This is a genomic window from Pseudothauera hydrothermalis, from assembly GCF_003345255.1.
GTDB lineage: Bacteria > Pseudomonadota > Gammaproteobacteria > Burkholderiales > Rhodocyclaceae > Pseudothauera > Pseudothauera hydrothermalis.
The window spans coordinates 1,833,463-1,850,360 of record NZ_CP029331.1; the positions used below are offsets into that span (position 1 = coordinate 1,833,463).

11 protein-coding genes and 2 tRNA genes are annotated in these 16,898 nt (G+C 62.1%); 7 read left to right on the top strand and 6 right to left on the bottom strand.

Annotated elements, in window-relative coordinates; translation table 11 throughout:
• Window positions 1–2: 2 nt before the first annotated feature.
• The gene (locus tag DIE29_RS08880) at window positions 3–659 is read right to left on the bottom strand and encodes an HAD-IA family hydrolase (RefSeq protein ID WP_108079926.1); all 657 of its coding nucleotides are present in this window, start codon (window positions 657–659) and stop codon (window positions 3–5) included.
• Complete coding sequence (locus tag DIE29_RS08885; RefSeq protein WP_102041440.1) at window positions 643–1,611, bottom strand: RluA family pseudouridine synthase; 969 nt, start codon at window positions 1,609–1,611, stop codon at window positions 643–645. Before DIE29_RS08885 ends, DIE29_RS08880 begins: the two co-directional genes overlap by 17 nt.
• 410 nt (window positions 1,612–2,021) lie before the next feature.
• Between DIE29_RS08885 and DIE29_RS08890 the strand changes: the two genes are divergently transcribed.
• A complete protein-coding gene (locus tag DIE29_RS08890) occupies window positions 2,022–4,880 on the top strand; it encodes an Rne/Rng family ribonuclease (protein ID WP_114649691.1) in 2,859 nt (952 codons plus the stop codon).
• A gap of 108 nt (window positions 4,881–4,988) precedes the next feature.
• Here DIE29_RS08890 and DIE29_RS08895 read toward each other — a convergent pair whose 3' ends face one another.
• Together DIE29_RS08895 and uvrB are read right to left on the bottom strand one after the other, a co-directional pair.
• Window positions 4,989–5,459, bottom strand: coding sequence for a low molecular weight protein-tyrosine-phosphatase (locus tag DIE29_RS08895; protein WP_114649692.1), 471 nt, complete (start codon window positions 5,457–5,459; stop codon window positions 4,989–4,991).
• Window positions 5,460–5,476: 17 nt separating this feature from the next.
• Window positions 5,477–7,540 (bottom strand): excinuclease ABC subunit UvrB, encoded by a 2,064-nt coding sequence (gene uvrB, locus DIE29_RS08900; RefSeq protein WP_205409717.1) that lies wholly within the window; start codon window positions 7,538–7,540, stop codon window positions 5,477–5,479.
• Between the two features lie 173 nt (window positions 7,541–7,713).
• Here uvrB and DIE29_RS08905 point away from each other — a divergent pair, with 173 nt between their 5' ends.
• From DIE29_RS08905 to DIE29_RS08920, 4 genes are all read left to right on the top strand, one after another.
• A complete protein-coding gene (locus tag DIE29_RS08905; protein WP_108079922.1) occupies window positions 7,714–8,922 on the top strand; it encodes an amino acid aminotransferase in 1,209 nt (402 codons plus the stop codon).
• Between the two features lie 684 nt (window positions 8,923–9,606).
• On the top strand, window positions 9,607–10,086 hold the full coding sequence (locus tag DIE29_RS14825) for a DDE-type integrase/transposase/recombinase (RefSeq protein WP_237269432.1): 480 nt from the start codon (window positions 9,607–9,609) through the stop codon (window positions 10,084–10,086).
• A gap of 26 nt (window positions 10,087–10,112) precedes the next feature.
• Window positions 10,113–10,188: transfer RNA gene (locus tag DIE29_RS08915), tRNA-Asn, on the top strand.
• A gap of 61 nt (window positions 10,189–10,249) precedes the next feature.
• Window positions 10,250–10,325 (top strand) — tRNA-Asn (locus DIE29_RS08920).
• 63 nt (window positions 10,326–10,388) lie between these two features.
• Here DIE29_RS08920 and DIE29_RS08925 read toward each other — a convergent pair.
• Both DIE29_RS08925 and DIE29_RS08930 read right to left on the bottom strand, forming a co-directional pair.
• The gene (locus tag DIE29_RS08925; protein ID WP_114649693.1) at window positions 10,389–10,925 is read right to left on the bottom strand and encodes a response regulator transcription factor; all 537 of its coding nucleotides are present in this window, start codon (window positions 10,923–10,925) and stop codon (window positions 10,389–10,391) included.
• Window positions 10,922–12,193 carry an ATP-binding protein gene (locus DIE29_RS08930; protein ID WP_114649694.1) on the bottom strand — a complete coding sequence of 424 codons (1,272 nt, stop codon included), beginning with the start codon at window positions 12,191–12,193 and terminating at the stop codon, window positions 10,922–10,924. Before DIE29_RS08930 ends, DIE29_RS08925 begins: the two co-directional genes overlap by 4 nt.
• Before the next feature lie 228 nt (window positions 12,194–12,421).
• On the opposite strand from DIE29_RS08930, the gene nosZ reads away from it, so the two are divergent.
• On the top strand, window positions 12,422–14,377 hold the full coding sequence (gene nosZ, locus DIE29_RS08935) for a TAT-dependent nitrous-oxide reductase (protein ID WP_114649695.1): 1,956 nt from the start codon (window positions 12,422–12,424) through the stop codon (window positions 14,375–14,377).
• Window positions 14,378–14,692: 315 nt separating this feature from the next.
• Complete coding sequence (locus DIE29_RS08940; protein WP_114649696.1) at window positions 14,693–16,879, top strand: NosR/NirI family protein; 2,187 nt, start codon at window positions 14,693–14,695, stop codon at window positions 16,877–16,879.
• Window positions 16,880–16,898 lie beyond the last annotated feature (19 nt).

The following is a 16,898-nucleotide window of genomic DNA, read 5'->3' on the forward strand; positions in this document are numbered from 1 at the left end:
GATCAAGCATGATCACGCAGCCACGCCGCCAAGTCCTGCGGTGTGGGCAGGCAGGCCAGCGGCTGCTCAGCCTCCAACGCCTCGCGCGGATGCGCCCCAAAACTCACCGCCAGCCCAGCCACCCCGGCATTTTTGGCCATCTGCAGGTCGTGCGTGGTATCCCCGACCATCAAGGCCCGCTCCGGCGACACCCCCAGCTCATCCATCAACTGTTCCAACATCGCCGGATGCGGTTTGGAAAAACACTCGTCGGCGCAGCGGGTGGCATGAAAGAAGGGACCAAGCCCGGAATGGGCCAAGGCGCGATTGAGTCCGACGCGGCTTTTTCCGGTCGCCACCGCAAGCAAGCGCCCGCGCGCGGCCAGCGATTCGATCATCTCGAACACGCCCGGAAAAAGCGTCAATTCATGGTCACGCGACAGATAATGGTGGCGGTAGCGCTCCACCATGCGTGGATAGTCGCGCTCCGGTAACGCTGGCACCGCATGGCGCAGCGCATCGCCCAAACCCAGCCCGATCACATGGCGGGCACGCGACGGCGAGGGTTCGGGCAGGCCCAGGTCCCGACAAGCCGCTTGGATGGACGAGACGATGGCCGCTGCCGAATCGAGCAAGGTGCCGTCCCAATCGAAAACGATGAGTTCAAAGCGTGGGGCCATGTTCAGGGCTGTCCTCGGCATCCAGATAATCGATAAAGCTTTGCAGCTCGTGCGGCAGCGGCGCATTCAGAGCCAGCACCTGGCCGCTACACGGATGGCTGAAGCGCAAGCGCGCCGCATGCAAAAACATGCGTTTCAGACCTTCGCCTTCCAGTTGTTTGTTGAGCGCAAAGTCGCCGTATTTGTCATCGCCCGCGAGCGGGAAACCCAGATGCGCCAAATGCACCCTGATCTGATGGGTGCGTCCGGACTTCAGTTCCACTTCCAGCAAACTGAAGCGCCGCCAGCGCTTGACCAAGCGCACCACCGAGTGTGACGGTTTGCCGTCAGCGCTGACCCGCACCCGACGCTCACCGTCGGCGGTCAGATATTTGAACAGCGGCAGCTTGACGTGCTGCAAGGCATTGGTCCAGCGACCCGAAACCAGCGCGAGATAACGTTTCTCGACCCGCCCTTCGCGCATCATGTCGTGCAACGCGGCCAGCGCGGAACGTTTTTTGGCGACGATCAACAGCCCGGAGGTTTCCCGATCCAGACGATGGGCAAGTTCCAGCATCCGCGCCTCTGGTCGCTGACTGCGCAACTGCTCGATGATTCCATAGCTCACCCCACTGCCGCCATGCACTGCCTTGCCGGCGGGCTTGTCCACCACGAGCAAGGCGTCGTCTTCCCATACTACCGGCAACGGCTTGCCGGCCGGCGCTGGCGCGCTGGCGCCAGGCTGCGCGAGGCGGAGCGGCGGAATACGCACCTCATCGCCAGCGACCAAGCGGTAGGTCTGCTGCACCCGGCGGCCGTTGACCCGCACTTGGCCGGCCCGCAGGATGCGGTAAATGTGACTTTTGGGCACGCCCTTGGCGAGCCGCAGCAAAAAGTTGTCGATGCGCTGGCCGGCCGCGGCCTCATCGATGCGCTCGTGTCGTACCGCAATCGCTTTGCCTTGTATCGTCATTGTGCAATATACTTGCCACTTGGTGTGTCTCGGTTGCGTCGACGCCCCTGCCGCGGAAAGCGCAGGAGACCGGACGACGATGAGCCCTACAGGAGTGCTCCCGGACTGCCAAAGCGTAACCCCGACGCCCAAAAAGGCGTCGATGGTAACGCAAACCGCAATCTTCGACATACGCCAGCCTGACCGCTGGACTTTGACGCGTCACTCACACGCAGGAATCAAATGCTTCCGCGCGACGGCCAATACCCTGGCCGTACCGGGGGAGCAAGAGAGTATCGACCAGCCGACCCATCACAGCCTGATACCAGACGGATGCAAGTAGCCCTACCCAACCGCTTCTGATCCCGTAGAGCGCGATGGTGCGCGCCGTTCGTCCTGCCCGTGGGTGTTTCGCGGGAGAACGACCAAAAATGAAGCGCATGCTTTTCAATGCGACGCAGGCCGAAGAATTGCGCGTCGCGATCGTGGACGGTCAAAAACTGATCGACCTCGATATTGAATCGGCCGCCAAGGAGCAACGTAAAAGCAACATCTACAAGGCAGTCATCACCCGCCTCGAGCCCAGCTTAGAAGCCGCCTTCGTCGACTACGGCGCCGACCGTCACGGTTTTCTGCCGTTCAAGGAAATCGCCCGCAGCTACTACCAACCCGGCGTCGATGGCAAGGCCAGCATCAAAGAGGCTTTACGCGAAGGCCAAGAGCTGATCGTCCAGGTCGAAAAAGACGAGCGCGGCAACAAGGGCGCGGCGCTGACCACTTATATCTCGCTGGCTGGCCGCTACCTGGTGCTGATGCCCAACAATCCGCGCGGCGGCGGCGTATCCCGTCGCGTCGAAGGCGAAGAGCGCGCCGAGCTGCGTGAAATCATGGACCAGCTGGAAGTGCCCGCCGGCATGAGCCTGATTGCGCGCACTGCCGCCATCGGCCGTAGTGCCGAAGAATTGCAGTGGGACCTCAACTATCTGTTGCAATTGTGGCGGGCGATCGAAGGCGCTGCGCAAGCGCAATCGGGCGCTTTCCTGATTTACCAGGAAGGCAGCCTGGTCATTCGCGCCATCCGCGACTATTTCCAGCCCGACATCGGCGAAATTCTCATCGACACCGACGACGTGTTCGAGCAGGCGCGCCAGTTCATGGCCCATGTCATGCCGAACAACGTCAATCGGGTCAAGCGTTACAGCGATGATGTACCGCTGTTTTCGCGCTTCCAGATCGAGCACCAGATCGAGTCTGCCTATTCCCGCCAGGTGAACCTGCCTTCTGGTGGCGCGGTGGTCATCGATCACACTGAAGCGCTGGTCTCCATCGACGTCAACTCCGGTCGCGCCACCAAGGGTGCAGACATCGAGGAAACCGCCTTTCGTACCAATCTGGAAGCGGCCGACGAAATCGCCCGCCAACTGCGCCTGCGCGACCTGGGCGGCCTGATCGTCATCGACTTCATCGACATGGAGTCGCAAAAGAACCAGCGTGAGGTGGAAAACCGTCTGCGTGAAGCCTTACGCCATGACCGCGCGCGGGTGCAAACCGGCAAGATCAGCCGCTTTGGCCTGCTGGAGCTGTCGCGCCAGCGGCTGCGTCCGGCGCTCGCCGAAACCAGCTACATCCCCTGCCCGCGCTGCAACGGCACCGGCCATATCCGCAGCACCGAATCCTCCGCGCTACACATCCTGCGCATCCTCGAAGAAGAAGCGATGAAAGAGAACACCGGCGCGGTGCACCTGCAAGTGCCGGTCGATGTGGGCACTTATCTGCTCAATGAAAAGCGAGTCGACATCGCGCGCATCGAAATGCGCCACAAGATTCAGCTGATCATCGTGCCGAACCGCCACCTGGAAACTCCGCAGCACGAAATCGTCCGCTTGCGCCATGATCAATTGAACCAGGAGGACATCGCCCTGGCCAGCTACCAGATGGCCACCAAGCCGGAAGAAGCCAACGTGCGCCTGCCTGGCAAAACGGGCGACAACAAGCCCGCCCGCGCAGAAGCCGCGGTCAAGGGCATTGCCCCCGAACAGCCGGCTCCCAGCGCCGAATCCAAGCCGGCAGCGCCCCCGCCGCGGGCCCCTGTGGGTCTGTTCGGCCGCTTGATGGCCTGGCTGCGCGGAGAACGTCGCACAACCTCCGCAGAGGCCGAGGCAGCCAACGGCAACGCCGAACGCGGTGGCAAACGCGACGGCCGCGCCCGCACCGACAATCGTCGCAACGCTCGTAGCCGGCGCGATTCCCAGCGCGACGACAATACCTCTCAGCGCAACACCCGCAGCGACAAAGCGGAAGCGCCCGAACGGGAAAAGCCGCAGCGCCAAGAACGTGCCGAACCGCAGCGTGAAGAGCGCGCCGAGGGTAGCCGCAGCCGCCCAAGCCGTGGCCATCGCGGCCAGCAGCGTGCGGCCGAGGCCCTGACCGATAAGTCGCTCAGTCCAGCACCGCTTGCTGAAGTGGAACAAACCGCGGTGGCGCTCACCGCAAACGACGCGGACAGCGAAGCACTCGGCACGCCACCGGCTGCCGACGACACCGCACCCGAAAAACGCCGCCGCCGCAGCCGTGGCCGCCGCGAGCGCCGCCAGAGCACGGCTGAACTGGGCACCAACACCGTGTCCGCGGAAACCTCTGATGCGGCCGTAGCCGAGCAAGCGGATCGCTTGGCAAGCGATGAAGGCGCGGAGCCGGCAAACGCCCCGCAAGCTGCCGCCGAGTTGCCAGTCGCCGCAAGCGAACCTGCCGCAGTAACGCCCCAGCACTACGAATCGGCGCCACCGTTGCCGGTCGTGGCGGTGTCTGAATCGACTCAAGAAGCGCCTGCAGCGGAGTCACTGCAAGCCGCCGAGGCGGACACTGCGGTCACTGCCAGCGAAGAGGCTCCCGCGGCGGTGGATGAGGCGGCTACGACCGCTGCGGGCGCTGAGGCCGTACCGCACGACACCGTAGAGGCCGCCACGCCGTTAGCCGAGGTTGCAGCGCCGGCTGCCGCCGAACAGGCTGATGAACCAGCCGCCACCGCGGTGCAAACCCCGGCGCCAACCCTGGTGGCTGCGCCGGTGGCGGCCGACACCGAGCAATCTCGCTCCCCGGCTGCGCCGATCGATTTGGGCGAAGTGTTGGCGCAAAGCGGTCTGGTGATGATCGAGACCAGGCGCGACAAGTTGGAAGCCTTCCAGCAACAGCCGGAGGAACCGGCACGCCCGCTGGGTCGTCGTCCGCGACCGCCGGTTCAGGTGTCGAACGAACCCCTGCAACAGGTCGAAACCGTGCGCAAACATTAAGCGCGCGCCAGCTATCGGGCGTCAACCGACGAGGCGGCGCAATGCGCCGCCTTGTTTTTTGGGTCTCCGATGTGTCCCGCCGTAGCCGGCGCAAATCGGTCAACGCTCTCAGCGAGCCAGTGCGAGTGCCTCGAACAAGCCGGCGACCGCGTCTTCGCACATATCCAATACCGCCTCAAAGCCGCTTTCACCGCCGTAGTAGGGATCGGGGACCTCATCGCAGTCGAAATTGCGCGCATAGCGCATGAAAAGATCGACTTTTGGGTGATAGACCGGTGGGCTCATCCTGAGCATGCTCTCGTAGTGCCCCCGGTCCATGGCCAACAGCAGATCGAAACGCTGAAAGTCGGCGATCTCCAACCGTCGGGCAAGCAAATCGTCCAGCCGATAGCCGCGCCGCGCAGCCGCCTTGCGAGTACGCGGATCGGGCGGCTCGCCGACATGATAGCCATGGGTACCGGCCGAATCGACCTCGATCAACGCCTTTAAGCCGGCCTCCTCGATCCGACGACGCGCCACCGCCTCGGCAGTCGGCGAACGACAGATGTTGCCGGTGCACACAAACAGGATTCTTTTCATTCTGCCGATTCTCCCGCTCAAACGCTGCCGTGCTGGTCCGCACCAAAGACCCGTCGGCGCAGCCGGAACAGTTCGTCGCGGGCCGCCGCGGCTTTCTCGAATTCCAGATTGCGGGCGTGCTCCTGCATGGCTTTTTCGAGCTTTTTGATCGCACGCGCCAATTGTCTCTCATCCATGGTTTCATAATCGGGATCGGACGAGTCCGCCCGGGCCGGTTCACCCGCCGCCCCGTCGCCGCCGTCATACACCCCATCGATGATGTCCTTGATCCGTTTCACCACGGTTTTGGGTGTGATGCCATGTGCCTCGTTGAAGGCAATTTGCTTGCTGCGCCGACGCTCGGTTTCGCCGATGGCCGCCTGCATCGAGTCGGTCATCTGATCGGCATATAAGATCGCAGTGCCGTGAACATGGCGTGCCGCCCGGCCAATGGTTTGAATCAACGAGCGGGTCGAACGTAGAAAACCCTCCTTGTCGGCGTCGAGAATGGCTACCAGGGACACTTCCGGAATATCCAACCCTTCGCGCAACAGGTTGATACCGATCAGCACATCGAACTCCCCGAGGCGCAAATCGCGGATGATTTCCACACGCTCCACGGTGTCGATGTCCGAATGCAGGTAGCGCACCCGCACGCCGTTGTCGGCAAGATAGTCGGTCAGATCTTCGGCCATGCGCTTGGTCAGCACGGTCACCAACACACGCTCTTGCCGCCCTACCCGTAGACGGATTTCACTCAATAAATCATCCACCTGGGTGCTGGCCGGGCGCACTTCGACGACCGGATCGACCAACCCGGTGGGCCGCACCACTTGCTCCACCACCTGCCCCTGACGCTGCGCTTCATATGCTGACGGGGTGGCGGAAACAAAAATGGTTTGCGGCATCAGGCGCTCGAATTCATCAAATTTGAGCGGTCGGTTATCGAGCGCCGAAGGCAAGCGGAAACCGTATTCCACCAGATTGTCCTTGCGCGAACGGTCACCCTTGTACATGCCGCCGACCTGCGGAATGGTGACATGCGATTCATCCACGAACAGCAACGCATCGGCCGGCAGGTAATCGATCAAGGTCGGCGGCGGCTCGCCCGGCGCACGGCCTGAAAGATGGCGCGAGTAGTTCTCGATGCCCTTGCAAAAACCCATTTCGTTGAGCATTTCCAAATCGAAACGGGTACGTTGCTCGATACGCTGCGCTTCGACCAGTTTGCCCGCACGCTGAAAAAAGGCCACCCGCTCGGCAAGTTCCTCCTTGATCGCCTCGATCGCCTTGAGCACCGTCGCCCGTGGGGTCACGTAATGGCTGGACGGATACACCGTAAAGCGCACCAAGCGCTGTTTGAGATGGCCGGTGAGCGGATCGAACAAGGTCAGATGCTCGATTTCGTCATCGAACAGTTCGATGCGTACCGCCAGTTCGGCGTTTTCCGACGGAAACACGTCGATCACATCGCCACGCACCCGAAACGTGCCACGGCGAAAATCGATGTCGGCGCGGGTATATTGCATCGCCACCAGACGGGCGATCAGCTCTCGATGGGCGATGCGCTCGCCTTCGCGCAGGTGCAGCACCATGCTGTGATAGTCGACCGGATCGCCAATGCCATAAATGCACGACACCGTCGCCACGATCACCACATCACGGCGCTCCATCAGACTTTTGGTGGCGCTCAGACGCATCTGCTCGATGTGCTCGTTGATGCTCGAATCCTTCTCGATGAACAGATCCCGCGACGGCACATAGGCTTCGGGTTGATAGTAGTCGTAATACGACACGAAGTATTCCACCGCGTTTTCGGGCAGAAACTCCTTGAACTCCGAGTACAACTGTGCGGCCAAGGTCTTGTTGGGTGCCAGCACCAAGGCCGGACGGCCGCAGCGGGCGATGACATTGGCCATGGTGTAGGTCTTGCCCGAGCCCGTCACCCCGAGCAAGGTCTGAAACATCAACCCGTCCTGCACACCTTCGACCAGTTGCGCAATAGCCGTGGGCTGGTCACCCGCAGGCGGAAAAGGCTGGTGCAGACGGAACGGACTGCCGTCAAAGGTTACTATCCGGCCAGTATGTGCAGGATTTGACATGCTAGAATTTCCATTTCGTTCCACTGCCTGCAACTGCCTTGCAAGCGGGCCTTGCAGACAGCGGAAAACGAACATTATTGACCATTTTTCGTGCCAAGGCACGGCACCCGGCCAGCCGCATCCATGCCACGGTTTGCCGGCCTGCGCACCCGATTCCCTGACCTGGAGCCCACATGTCCGCCTCGATCTTCGCTGCCGTCGAAATGGCGCCCCGTGACCCGATTCTTGGCCTGAACGAAGCCTTCGCCGCCGATCCCCGCGCCGAAAAAGTCAATCTCGGCGTGGGCGTCTATTACGATGACAGCGGCAAAATCCCGCTGCTCGCCGCGGTCAAGGCCGCTGAAAAGGCCCGCCTGGAAGCGATGCCGCCGCGCGGCTACCAGCCGATCGAAGGACCGGCCACCTATAACGGCGCCGTCCAACAACTTTTGTTCGGCAAGGATTCGGCGCTGATCGCCAACGGCCAGGTGGTAACCGTGCAAGCGCTGGGCGGCACCGGCGCGCTGAAAGTCGGCGCCGATTACCTCAAGCGTCTGTTGCCAGGCGCCACGGTATACATCTCCGATCCGAGCTGGGAAAACCACCGTGCGCTGTTCGAGGCGGCCGGCTTCCCGGTGGAAAATTATCCGTACTACGATGCCGCCACCCGCGGCGTGAACTTCGCTGGCATGAAGGCCAGACTTGAGCAGCTTGCCCCCGGCTCCATCGTCGTGCTGCACGCCTGCTGCCACAATCCGACCGGCGCCGACCTCAGCGACGCACAATGGAACGAAGTGGTCGAAACCTGCCGTGCGCGCGGTTTGGTTCCCTTCCTCGACATGGCCTACCAAGGCTTTGCCGACGGCATCGATGCCGACGCCGTGGCGGTACGCGCCTTCTCCGCCAGCGGCCTGCAGTTCTTCGTTTCCAGCTCTTTCTCCAAGAGCTTCTCGCTCTATGGCGAGCGAGTCGGCGCGCTGTCCATCGTCACCGCCAGCCGGGATGAGGCGTCCCGCGTGCTGTCCCAGGTCAAACGTGTGATCCGCACCAACTACTCCAACCCTCCAACCCATGGCGGCGCCATCGTCGGTGCGGTACTCAATTCGCCCGAGCTGCGACAGATGTGGGAGGAGGAGCTGGCTGGCATGCGTGAGCGCATCCGCGCCATGCGCACCGGCCTGGTCGAACAGCTCAAGGCCGAAGGCGTGGCGCAGGACTTTTCCTTCGTCATCCAGCAGCGCGGCATGTTCTCCTACACCGGACTGACTGTTGCCCAGGTGGATCGCCTGAAGGCCGATTTCGGCATTTATGCCGTATCCACCGGTCGCATCTGCCTGGCGGCGCTCAACAGCCGGAACATCGGTTACGTTGCCAAAGCAATCGCTGCGGTGGTCAAAGGCTGAACCCATCGTGTAAGGCGCGGGGGATTCGATGCAGAAAAATCGTCATCCGCGCCCTGCATAAGCTCAGAAACCTTTGGCACTCCTGTGAACCAAGAGGAGTGTCATGCAAATCCACCACGTTGGGTACCGCATCCGGGGGTTTTGACCTGCTAGCGGCTCTGGGGCATCTTTGGGACATGACGCCCAAAGATGCCCACAGACGCCTTGAAATTCTTCGTTTCTTCGACAAGCACGGCTTGGCGGCGACCCGTAACGCCTTTGGTGTCTCGCGCCGTACGCTCTACCGCTGGAAGGCCGCCCTCAAAGCCCAAGGCGACAACCCGGCTGCCCTGGCCGCACAATCCTGCGCTCCACGAAAGCGCAGGCTGCCCAAGGCCGACCCCCGCCTGGTGAGCGAAATCCGGCGGCTACGCACCCTCCACCCCAACCTCGGCAAGGCCAAGCTCCACGTGCTACTCGAGCCCTGGTGTGCCCAGCACGGTATTGCGCTGCCCAGTGTCTCCACCATTGGCCGCATCATCGCCAGAGCCCCCGACAAGATGCGCCACGCGCCCGCCCGCATCGACAGCCGCGGGCGGGCCAAGCCCCTGCGGCGACACAGCAAGCCCAGAAAACCCAAGCAGGTCAGAGCCCAAGCTCTGGAGGTGCTGGCCTGCTCTACCCGCGAGCGCATCCGCTTGCGGCATGCGCCGCTATATCGTCACCTTCATCGATCCAGTTTCACACTTTGCCTTTGCCGTGGGGCTCCCCTCCAAGCACGCCCGATACACCGCCCGCGCCCTCGAACAGGGCCTGTCCCTGCTGCCCCAGCGCCCCACGACGGTGCTGTCCGACAACGGCAGCGAGTTCGAAGCCGACTTCGCCCGGCTCCTTGAGGAGCGCGGTATCCAGCGCTGGTACACCTACCCCAAGACACCCAAGATGAACGCCCACGCCGAGCGCTTCAATCGCACGATCCAGGAGTCCTTCGTGGACGACCACGAGGAGTTGCTCTTCACCGACCTCGCCCTCTTCAACCGCAAACTCGCCGACTGGCTCGTCTTCTACAACGCTTCAGCGTCCGCACCACACACTCGGCCAGCGTTCCCCGCTATCCTTCCTCCTGCAACATCAACCCGAGCGCCAAAGGTACTGGACTCATACAGCGCCTTGACGCCGGTTTGAGCCTTGCCTAGAATACGCGGCTCTGTTCCCCGATAGCTCAGTCGGTAGAGCGACGGACTGTTAATCCGCAGGTCCCTGGTTCGAGCCCAGGTCGGGGAGCCAAAAATTCGGAAGTGTCGTCTCGCGCCCGCGATCACGGCACGCAGCACCAAGCCAGTTTTATTCCCCGATAGCTCAGTCGGTAGAGCGACGGACTGTTAATCCGCAGGTCCCTGGTTCGAGCCCAGGTCGGGGAGCCAAATCGCACCAGGCCGGTCATCTGACCGGCCTTTTTGCTTTGCGCCCCCTGCCCCCAAGCAAGCTCAAGCGCGCGCCGGCGGTCGGGCGAGCTTGCGTTGCAGGGTGCGACGGTGCATGTTCAAAGCCCGTGCAGTGGCCGAAATATTTCCGCCATGTTCGGCAAGCACCCGCTGAATGTGCTCCCACTCGAGTTGATCCACCGACAACGGCCGGCTTTCGATCCTATCGTCCACCACCCCTTCGGCCTGCAGTGCATTGACGATAGCCTCCACATCGGCCGGTTTAGCCAGATACTGGATGGCACCGAGTTTGACCGCGTTGACCGCGGTGGCAATGCTGGCGTAGCCGGTCAGCACCAGGATGCGCGCATTGGGGTTGATTCCCAGCAAGGGCGCGATCAGCTTGAGCCCGGACTCCCCTGCGAGGTTCAGATCCAGCACCACGAACTCAGGCTCATGGGCATCGGCCAATTGCAACGCCTCGGCCTGACTGTGCGCACTGAAGACACGGAAGCCGCGTTGTGTCAGGGCACGCGACAAGACGCGATTGAACACGACATCGTCATCGATGACCAGCAAATGTGGCAGCACGTCGCTCATGCGCGGATTCGTTCCAAAGGTACACACAAGCGAGCGATCGTACCACCACCTGCGCGCGGCAGCAGGCTCAGCGAGCCGCCCACTCGAGCGAGCGCGGCGTGGGCCAAAAAAAGCCCGATACCCATGCCGCCATCGCGCGCACCGAGCGGCGCACGGCCCAGCTCAGCCTGCAGCGCCGGCGCGATACCGGGGCCGCGGTCGAGCACTGCGACACACAGCGTGCCGTTGGCTAATCCGGCATGTAGTTCGACATCCTCCGGGCTGACATCCGCCGCATTGTTGAGCAAGGTATGCAGTGCTTCACCCAGCGTGGCATCGACAACGATGTGCAGCTCATCCAGCGCAGGCTCGCACACCAGCCGCGCTCGGGTGTGCGGGCGCAGCGTCTGCCAGCGCCCTGTCACGGTCTGCACCCAAATCCCGGCCGCTTGGACGCCGCCGCCTTCGGCGCGCAACGCACCGGCGTCGGCGGTCAGAGCACCGAGAATACGTTTGCAATGATCGATCTGCTCGCGCATCAGCGCGAGATCCTCGTTTATGTCGCCGCCCGCCGGTGTGCTGCGCGCCAGCTCGTCGACCAGGATACGCAGCGTGCCCAAGGGCGTACCCAGTTTGTGGGCCGCGCCCGCGGCCAGATTGGCCAGCGCGACGATTTGTTCGTCGCGCGCTTGCGCCTCACGCGCAGCGGCCAACTCCCGCTCGCGTCGGCGCAGTGCGGCCGTGGCGCGTGCAACGAACCACACCACGGCCAGTGCCGACAGCACGAAGGTGACCCACATTCCGGCCAAATGCCAGCGCATCGCATCGGCGCCGACATGAAAGACGATCGGTCGATGAACATGCCAGAGCACCGAATAGGCGGCCACCGCCAACGCGGTCAACAACCAGCCCTGCAGCGCCGGCAGGATGGCCGCAGCGATGGCCACCAGCGGCAGAAAAAACGAAATCAGCGGATTGCTGGCGCCGCCGCTCAAATACAAAAAAACACCCCAGCCGGCTAGATCGGCCAGCAGCTGGACAAACAGCCCCCATGCGCCCGGCGGATCGGGGCGGGATGCATACCACGCCAAAGTGCCGAGGTTGCATCCGGCCAGCGTCACGGCCACTGCCAACATACTGGCCTGAGGCAGCTCCACATCCAGTAATGGCGGCAGCGCCAGCGTAGCCGCCACCATGCAGGCGACCGACAGCCAGCGCAACACAACAAGCCGGGCAAGCTGATTGCTACCGGGCGGATTGAACAGTGGATCTAAGCGCAGGGAGATCATGTCGCCATTATGCGCAGCCGGTAATCGACCTGCGAAGGCTCAACACAGCCATTGCAGGCGGATTTTCGTTTTTGTCTTAAATCAAGGACACCTCAAAGGTCCTTACCTAGAGTGCGTATGCGACAAATCGTCGCAGCGTCAAAATGACGCAGGCGTCAGCCCGGGAAGCGTCCGTCGCTGCGCCAGGACGATCACCGATCACCTCTGGAAGAAGGGAGCCGCACAATCATGAAACACGATCAAACCAACAACACGCTCAATGCACAGCCCGATCCCGGTCGACGCAAGTTTCTCAACACCGCCGCCTTTGCCGGCCTAGCCGGTGCCGGTTTATCGGTGGGGTTATCGGCCTGCAAACAGGAACAGGCCGCAGCCCCTGCCGCAGCCCCTGCCGCCGCACCGGCTGCAAAGACGGCCAGCGACGGCAGTCACAAGAAGGTCCACCTTGCCCCGGGCGAACTGGATACGTATTACGGACTTTGGTCGGGCGGCCACACCGGCGACTTCCGCGTGCTGGGCCTGCCTTCCGGTCGCGAGTTGCACCGTGTGCCCTGCTTCGTGCCCGACGCACTGGTGGGCTGGGGGATTACCAATGAATCCAAGGCGGTCATGGGCACCAAGCCTGATGGCACCTTGAAATATACGGTTGGCGACACGCACCACGTCCACGCCTCTTACAAGGACGGCAACTACGACGGCCGCTACGCCTGGATCAACGACAAGATCAACAGCCGCCTGGCGCGTATCCGCTTGGATTATTTTGTCTGCGACAAGATCACCGAGATTCCGAACATCCAGGGTTTTCACGGCATCTTTCCGGACAAGCGCGACCCGGTCGACCCGTCGATCAACTACACCACTCGTGTGTTCTGCGGCGCCGAATTCCACCTGCCTATACCCAACGACGGCCGCGACCTGGAGAACCCGGAAAAATACCGCGCGCTATTTACCTGCGTCGATGCCGAGAGCATGGAAGTACGCTGGCAGGTGCTGATCGACGGCAACTGCGACCTGGTGGCCACCTCCTTTGACGGCAAGCTGGCAGCCTCCAACCAATACAACACCGAGGGCGGCTACCGCTATGAGGGCATGATGTCGGCCGAACGCGACGCCTGCATCTTCTTCAACATCGCCCGCATCGAACAGGCAGTGAAGGACGGCAAATTCATCACCATTGGCGACTCCAAAGTACCGGTGGTCGATGGCACCCGAGCCGCCAACGCCGACCCCAAGACCGCTTTGGTGGCTTATGTCAGCGTGCCAAAGAACCCGCACGGGGTGAATGCCTCGCCGGACGGCAAGTATTTCATCTGCGCGGGCAAGCTGTCGCCCACCGCCACTGTGATCGAACTGGCCAAGGTGCTCGACTGGTTCGACGGCAAGCTGGACGAACTCGATAAGGCCATCGTGGCCGAAGTCGAGCTGGGGCTAGGGCCCCTGCACACCGCCTTTGACGGCCGCGGCAACGCCTATACCACGCTTTTCCTGGACAGCCAGATCGTCAAGTGGAATATCGATGCAGCCATCAAGTTCCACGCCGGCGATACCAGCGTGCAATATGTGGTCGACCGCCTGGACGTGCACTATCAACCTGGCCACATCAACGCCACCCAGTCGGAAACCATGTTCGCCGACGGCCAGTGGTTGATGGTGGGTTGCAAGTTCTCGAAGGACCGTTTCCTGCCGGTCGGCCCGCTGCACGCCGAAACCGAGCAGTTGGTCGACATTTCGGGCGAAAAGATGGTGTTGGTGGCCGACCATCCGGTGCGCCCCGAGCCGCACGACTTCATCATGTTCAAACGCGAGTTGCTGCGTCCGAAACAGGTTTATGACCTCAACGACTTCCCGCTCGCCATCAAGGACCCGAAAGAAGGCGGCGTGACGCGCAACGGCAACAAAGTCACGGTGCGTATCACCTCGCAAGCGCCGGCTTTCGATCCGCGTGAATTCAAGGTCAAACGCGGCGACGAGGTCACCATCATCCTGACCAATCTGGACAAGATCGAGGACTTGACCCACGGCTTTGCAATACCCAAGTACAACATCAACTTCATCGTCAATCCGCAGGAAACCGCGTCGGTCACCTTCAAGGCCGACAAACCGGGCGTGTACTGGTACTACTGCACCCACTTCTGCCACGCCCTGCACCTGGAAATGCGCGGCCGGATGATCGTGGAAGCCTGACCTGGCACTGCCTTCATCTGGCCACGTCACCGAGCACCCGGCCGGGGCGCGAGCCCCGGCCAGTGCAAGCCGCTCCATGCATGGAGCGGGTCGATCGGGTGATCTCTTCGAGGGGCTTTGCAGCCCCTCTTTTTTCTCGTGCCTCCCCGCTGAATGCCGTGGACAGAGCAAAGGGGTTCAATTCCTTGGCACGAGCGCCGCGGGACGCAAATTGATTCAGAACAAGTACAACTTAAGCGTTCGCTTCTAAAGTGCGTCAGAACGTCGCAGCCGCAGCGCCGTTACGCTGTTTCAATTTTTCTGCAGCTCAAAAAAATGACAATTCCGGCTTTCTTCAGAACACTGCTCACTGGCGCCGTAGTGGCGTTGCTGTCGGCCTCGGCCATGGCAGACGCCTATAACGCTCAACTGCCGGCCGATCTCGACACCAATCCGGATTTGTGCAGCCTGGTGCCCTGCGCCGAAGTTCTACCCGGCGCCACCGAATTTTCAGCGCGCAAGGGACGGCCGTACTATGTCGAAGGGTATGCGCACACCAACGGTCAGCGCACGCTGGTCGGCTATGTGATGCTGTCGACCGACATCACCAACATTCCCGCCTATTCCGGCAAGCCGGTCGTCACGCTGATCGGCATGGATACGAACGGCCACTTTGCGGGGGTGAAAATTCTCAAGCATTCCGAACCCATCTTGCTGCTGGGCATTCCAGAATCGGCGCTGATCAAGTTCAACGAGCAATATCTAGGCAAATTCGTCGGCGACAACATCGAAATCGGCCGCAACCGCCCAGAAGACAACATCATCGGCCTAGACGCCATTTCCGGCGCCACGGTGACGGTGATCGCGCAAAACCAGGTGATGATGACCGCTGGTGCAGCGGTGGCGCGCCAAGTCGGCATTCTGCCCCCGGTGGTGCGCGAGCCGGCGCGCTTCATTGAAACCGGAGCCAAGCTCGACTGGAACGCTTTGGTTCAGGAAGGCAGCATTCAGCGCCTGACCGTGCGTCCCGAGCAAGTCGGGCTGGAGCGCAGCAGCGAACCCTTCATCGATCTGTGGTTCGGCTACCTCAATCAGCCCGACATCGGCCGTGCGGTGCTCGGAGACGCCGCCTGGCGCAACCTGATGAGCCGCCTGGGCGAGACCGAACACGCTATTTTCGTGATCCGCAGCGGCGGCAAGGAGTCTTTCAAAGGCTCGGGCTTCGTACGCGGCGGCATTTACGACCGGGTACAGATCCGTCAGGGTGCAGACACCTTCACCTTCCGGGATCTGGACTACCTCAACCTCTACGGTCTGGCGGCCGCCGGCGCGCCGCCCTATGACGAATCGGCAATCTTTATCATTCGTCCGGAGCACCAAGGCGCGAGCTTTTCTGCCGCCTATCCATGGAAATTCGTCTTCCTCGGCAATCGCATCGACCGCGCCACCGGACAACGCAGCTTTGCCAACTTCGACACCGAGTATTGGCTGCCCGCCAAGTACCTGGAGGGTGGCCGCCCGCATATCGAACGCCCGGTGCCGCCCTGGCTGCGCGTATGGAAGACCCGAGCGTTGGAGATCGGCCTTTTTGCCGCGCTGCTGGTGGCGGTGGGTGTGGTGTATGCCAACCGTGACCGCCTGACCCGCGCCTCCACCCAAAAGAACAAGTGGCCGGTCAATGCCTTCAAGTACACCGCCTGGCTCATCAGCATTGGCTACGTCGGTTTCTACCTGCTGGCGCAGCCTTCCATCACCCAGGTGCTGACCTGGTTCCATGCCCTGCTCTTTCAGTGGCAATGGGAGCTCTTCCTCACCGATCCGTTCATCTTCCTGTTCTGGATCTTCATCATCGTCACCGTCTTCCTGTGGGGGCGCGGGCTGTTCTGCGGCTGGCTGTGCCCGTTTGGTTCGCTTTCCGAGCTGCTCTACAAGATCGGCGGGGCGATCGGCCTCGAGCGCTTCCAGTTCAAACTCTCCAAGCCCGTGCACGACAAGCTCAAGTGGGTGAAGTACGCGGTGTTCTTCGGTCTGCTCGGGGTCTCGGTGTTCTCGATGACGCTGGCCGAGATGCTGGCCGAGGTCGAGCCCTTCAAAACCACCTTCCTGGTGGGTCTATTCAACCGTAGCTGGCCCTACACCCTGTTCGCCGCCGGCCTGCTGGGACTGTCGATCTTCATCGAGCGCCCCTTCTGCAAGTACCTGTGCCCGCTCGGCGCCTCGCTCGCCATGCCCAGCACCTTCCGCTGGTTCGGCCTGAAGCGCAAACAGGAATGCGACAGCTGCAAGGCCTGCGCGGTGGGCTGCGGTTCGCTTGCCATCGACAAGGACGGCCGCATCGACCCGCGCGAATGCCTGCTGTGCCTCGATTGCATGGTGCTCTATACCGACGACCACGCCTGTCCGCCCTTGGCCGCGGAACGCAAGCGCCGTAGCAAGTCCGGCCTGCCGCTGACGCCAATCGGCGCGGACGGCTACTTCATCCCCGTCAAGCCGGTGCCGGCCGACAAGCCGGTTACTGCCTGAAGACGACTAGGAGAACCCG

What these genes read in the sequence shown, in the direction of transcription:
- DIE29_RS08880 (WP_108079926.1), bottom strand. Translation starts at nt 659, where the DNA reads ATGGCCCCACGCTTTGAACTCATCGTTTTCGATTGGGACGGCACCTTG.
- DIE29_RS08885 (WP_102041440.1), bottom strand. Translation starts at nt 1,611, where the DNA reads ATGACGATACAAGGCAAAGCGATTGCGGTACGACACGAGCGCATCGAT.
- DIE29_RS08890 (WP_114649691.1), top strand. Translation starts at nt 2,022, where the DNA reads ATGAAGCGCATGCTTTTCAATGCGACGCAGGCCGAAGAATTGCGCGTC.
- DIE29_RS08895 (WP_114649692.1), bottom strand. Translation starts at nt 5,459, where the DNA reads ATGAAAAGAATCCTGTTTGTGTGCACCGGCAACATCTGTCGTTCGCCG.
- uvrB (WP_205409717.1), bottom strand. Translation starts at nt 7,540, where the DNA reads ATGTCAAATCCTGCACATACTGGCCGGATAGTAACCTTTGACGGCAGT.
- DIE29_RS08905 (WP_108079922.1), top strand. Translation starts at nt 7,714, where the DNA reads ATGTCCGCCTCGATCTTCGCTGCCGTCGAAATGGCGCCCCGTGACCCG.
- DIE29_RS14825 (WP_237269432.1), top strand. Translation starts at nt 9,607, where the DNA reads ATGCGCCGCTATATCGTCACCTTCATCGATCCAGTTTCACACTTTGCC.
- DIE29_RS08925 (WP_114649693.1), bottom strand. Translation starts at nt 10,925, where the DNA reads ATGAGCGACGTGCTGCCACATTTGCTGGTCATCGATGACGATGTCGTG.
- DIE29_RS08930 (WP_114649694.1), bottom strand. Translation starts at nt 12,193, where the DNA reads ATGATCTCCCTGCGCTTAGATCCACTGTTCAATCCGCCCGGTAGCAAT.
- nosZ (WP_114649695.1), top strand. Translation starts at nt 12,422, where the DNA reads ATGAAACACGATCAAACCAACAACACGCTCAATGCACAGCCCGATCCC.
- DIE29_RS08940 (WP_114649696.1), top strand. Translation starts at nt 14,693, where the DNA reads ATGACAATTCCGGCTTTCTTCAGAACACTGCTCACTGGCGCCGTAGTG.